The sequence below is a fragment of the Nocardia sp. NPDC050799 genome, assembly GCF_040654015.1.
Classification (GTDB): Bacteria; Actinomycetota; Actinomycetes; order Mycobacteriales; family Mycobacteriaceae; genus Nocardia.
In genome coordinates this window covers 1-3,966 of sequence record NZ_JBFAHF010000088.1, presented here as the reverse complement: position 1 = coordinate 3,966, position 3,966 = coordinate 1, and the positions used below count along the sequence as shown (strand labels likewise).

The window sequence follows — 3,966 nt, the reverse complement described above, 5'->3', positions numbered from 1 at the left end:
CCCGTGGTGGAGTATGTGGGCCGTAACGACTTCCAGGTCAAGGTTCGTGGTTTCCGTATCGAACTGGGTGAGATCGACGCGGCGCTGACCGCGCACGACACCGTCGACTTCGCCGTCACGACCGGACACAAGAATGCTGCGGGCGCGGTCTCGCTGGTGTCCTACGTCGTGGCCGCGGCCGGTGCCGCGGTGGATGTCACTGCGCTGACCGGGTACGTCGCCGAGCGGCTGCCCGACTACATGGTGCCGGCGGCCGTCATGGTCATCGACCGGATCCCGCTGACCCCCGCCGGGAAGCTGGACCGCAAGGCGCTGCCCGAACCGGTGTTCCAGGCGCGTACCGCCTTCCGCGGGCCGCGTACGCCGGTCGAGCAGACCATCGCGGAGGTCTTCGCCGAGGTCCTGGGCGTGGACCGGGTCGGTGTGGACGATTCGTTCTTCGCCCTCGGGGGCGACAGCATCGTGTCCATTCAGCTGGTGTCCCGCGCGAAGGCCCGCGGTGTGGTGTTCAGCCCGCGGCACGTCTTCGAACAGCGGACGGTGGCGGGGCTGGCCGCTGTCGCCGAATCCGCGGACGCCGACAGCGTGACGCGCACGCTCGTCGAACTGCCGGGCGGCGGCGTCGGCACCATGCCGCTGACGCCGATCGTGCGGTTCATGGCCGAACGGTCCGGTTCCTTCGGGCGTTTCCACCAGCTCATCACCCTGGACCTCCCGATCGGCATCGACCGGGAGACCATTGCCGCCGTGGTGGGCCCGGTGGTCGACCGGCACGATATGTTGCGGTCGCGGCTGTACGCCGCCGACGGCGACTGGATCGTGGAAACGGGCGCACCGGGCAGCGTCGACGTGGACGCGCTGATCGACCACACCGTGTTCGACGGCGCCCTCACCGGCCCCGAACTGTCCGAGATCGCCACGGCCGCAGTCGATTCCGCACTGGATCGGCTCGACCCCGAGCGCGGTGTGGTGGTCCGGTTCGTCTGGCTGGAACCCGATACCGGCGCGCGGTCCGGCCACCTGGTGGTCATCGTGCACCACCTCGCGGTCGACGGCGTGTCGTGGCGTGTCCTGGTGCCCGATCTGGTGTTGTCCGCGGTCGCGCGCAGCGCCGGCCAGCTCCCCGAGCTGCCCGCGCCGGTCACCTCCATGCGGACCTGGGCGCATGCGCTCGAGCAGAACGCGCACAGCGCGGAGCGGCTCGCGGAACTGGAGTACTGGCGGACCGTTGCCGGCACCGCCGACCCGCTGCTCACCGAGCGCCGGATGGATCCCGCGGTGGATACCGCCGGAGTCGTCGCGGTACACGCGGTGCAGGTCTCGCCGGAGGTCACCCAGACCCTGCTCACCACTGTTCCGGCGCTGTTCCACGGCGGTGTGAACGACGGTCTGCTCACCGCACTCGTCCTGGCGACCGCCGCCTGGCGGGCGCGGCGCGCGCCCGGCGTCGCACTGGACGATCCGCTGCTGATCCGGCTCGAGGGTCACGGCCGTGAGGAAGAGATCGTGCCCGGGGCGGATCTGTCCCGCACGGTCGGCTGGTTCACGGCGCTCTTCCCGGTCCGGTTCGAGCCGGCCGGTATCGATATCGAGGCCGCCCTCGCCGGCGCGCCGGAACTGGGCGCCGCGCTCAAGCGCGTCAAGGAGCAATTGCTCGCGGTCCCGGACAAGGGCGTCGGTTACGGCCTGCTGCGGTACATGAACGCCGACACCGCCGCCGAATTCCCGCGGGATATGCCGGGCCAGGTGAACTTCAACTACCTGGGTCGCGTAGGCGCCGGCGAGATCCCCGAGGAGATGCACGGTTTCGGCTGGCTCCCGGCGGCCGATCTGGCCGTGGACGTCGGTTACGACGCGGATATGCCGGCCATGGCGCTGCTGGATATCAACGCCGTCGTGGTCGGCGATACGCTGACCGCGCGCATCGGCTATCCGTCCACACTGCTGTCGCCGGACGAGGCCCGCGAATTCGGGGACCTGTGGGTGCGGGCACTGGAAGCGGTGGCCCGCCATGCCGATTCCGCGGACGCGGGCGGCCATACACCGTCGGACTTCCCGTTGGTCACGGTGTCGCAGCCGGCTGTCGAGGAGATCGAACAGCGGTTCCCGAGGCAGGTCGCCGATCTGTGGCCGCTGTCCTCGTTGCAGGCCGGGATGCTGTTCCACGCGCAGCTCGCCGCCACCTCGGTGGATGTGTATACCGCGCAGGCGGTGCTCACCCTGACCGGCCGGGTGGACGCCGAGCGGCTGCGGGCGGCCGCCCAGGCCCTGGTGGACCGCTATGAGAACCTGCGCACGGTGTTCGTCACCGACCGTGCGGGCAACTCGGTGCAGGTCGTGCTCGACGAGGTGCCGGTCGACTGGACCGAGCACGATCGCAGCGCTACCGGCACCGCCGTCGATCTCGTCGACGCCGACCGGCTGCGGCGCTTCGATCTCGCCGAACCGCGGCTGATCAGGTTCACCCTGATCAAGACCGGAGCCGACACCTGGCAGTTCGTGGTGTCCAACCACCACATCGTGCTCGACGGCTGGTCGATGCCGCTGCTCATGCAGGATCTGCTGACGCTGTACGCGGTACGCGCCGACGGCACCGTGCTGCCCGCGGCCCGCTCCTACCGGCACTTCCTGGACTGGGTCGGCCGGCAGGACCACCCGGCGTCGCTGGCGGTATGGGCAGAGGCGCTGGCCGGGGTGAACGAGCCGACCCTGCTCAGCCGTCCGGAAACCGGCGGCGGCGATGCCGCGCACGAGATCGAAGCCTTGTCCGGCGAATACGCCTTCGAGCTGGACGCCGCGGCGACGTCGCGGATCACCGCGCTGGCCGCCGAACTCGGTATCACCGCCAATACGGTGCTGCAGGTGGCGTGGGCGATACTGCTCGGCCGCATCACCGGCCGCGACGACGTGCTCTTCGGTGCCACCGTCTCCGGTCGTCCACCGCAACTGACCGGGGTGGAGACCATGGTCGGGTTGTTCATCAACACCGTCCCGGTGCGGGTGCGGTTCGATCAGGACGAACCCGCGCGCGAACTGCTCACCCGGACCCAGGGTGAACAGGCCGATCTGCTGGACCACCACTATGTGGGTCTGGCGGATATCCAGGGCGCGGCGGGGATGGCGGCGCTGTTCGACACCCTGCTGGTGTTCGAGTCGTATCCGGTGGATGCCGCGGGTATCCAGGCGCAGGCCACCGATATCGACGGAATGGCGGTGACCGGATTGAACGCGGTCGACGCCACCCACTATCCGCTGAGCCTCATCGCCGCACTGGGCAGCACACTGCGGATTCGGGCCGGCTATCAGCAGGACATGTTCGACGAAGCCGATGTGCGCCGGATCGCCGACCGGCTGGTGCGGGTGCTCACCGCCGTCACCGAGGCCCCCGACCGGCGGATCGGTGAAATCGAACTGCTGGACAGCGGGGAACGTGACCAGGTGCTGCGCGGGTGGAACGACACCGCGCACACCGTCGATACCACCGCCACGCTGGCCTCGATGTTCTACACGCAGAGCGTCCGTACCCCGGACGCGCCCGCGCTGACCTTCGGGACAGAGACCCTGTCCTACGCCGAATTCACGGCCCGGGTGAATCTGCTCGCCCGGTGGCTGATCGCCCGCGGTGTGGGTCCGGAGTCGTATGTGGCCCTGGGTATGCGGCGTTCGATCGATCTGGTGGTCGGTATGTACGCGGTCACCGTCGCCGGTGGCGCCTACGTACCGCTGGATCCGGATCATCCGGCCGAGCGCACCGAGTACATCCTGGCCACCGCCGACCCGATCTGCGTGCTCACCTCCGGCGACGATCTGCCGACCGATACCGCTCAGGTACGGATCGACAGGCTGGACCTGGGCGCGTACGCGGATACGCCGGTCACCGATGCGGATCGTCGTGCGCCGTTGCGTGCGTCGAATACGGCGTATGTGATTTTCACGTCGGGTTCGACGGGTCGTCCGAAGGGTGTG

1 protein-coding gene is annotated in these 3,966 nt (G+C 69.2%); it reads left to right on the top strand.

Annotated elements, in window-relative coordinates; translation table 11 throughout:
- The coding region (locus AB0H42_RS35465; protein ID WP_357064202.1) for a condensation domain-containing protein at positions 1 to 3,966 on the top strand (3,966 nt) is incomplete at both ends.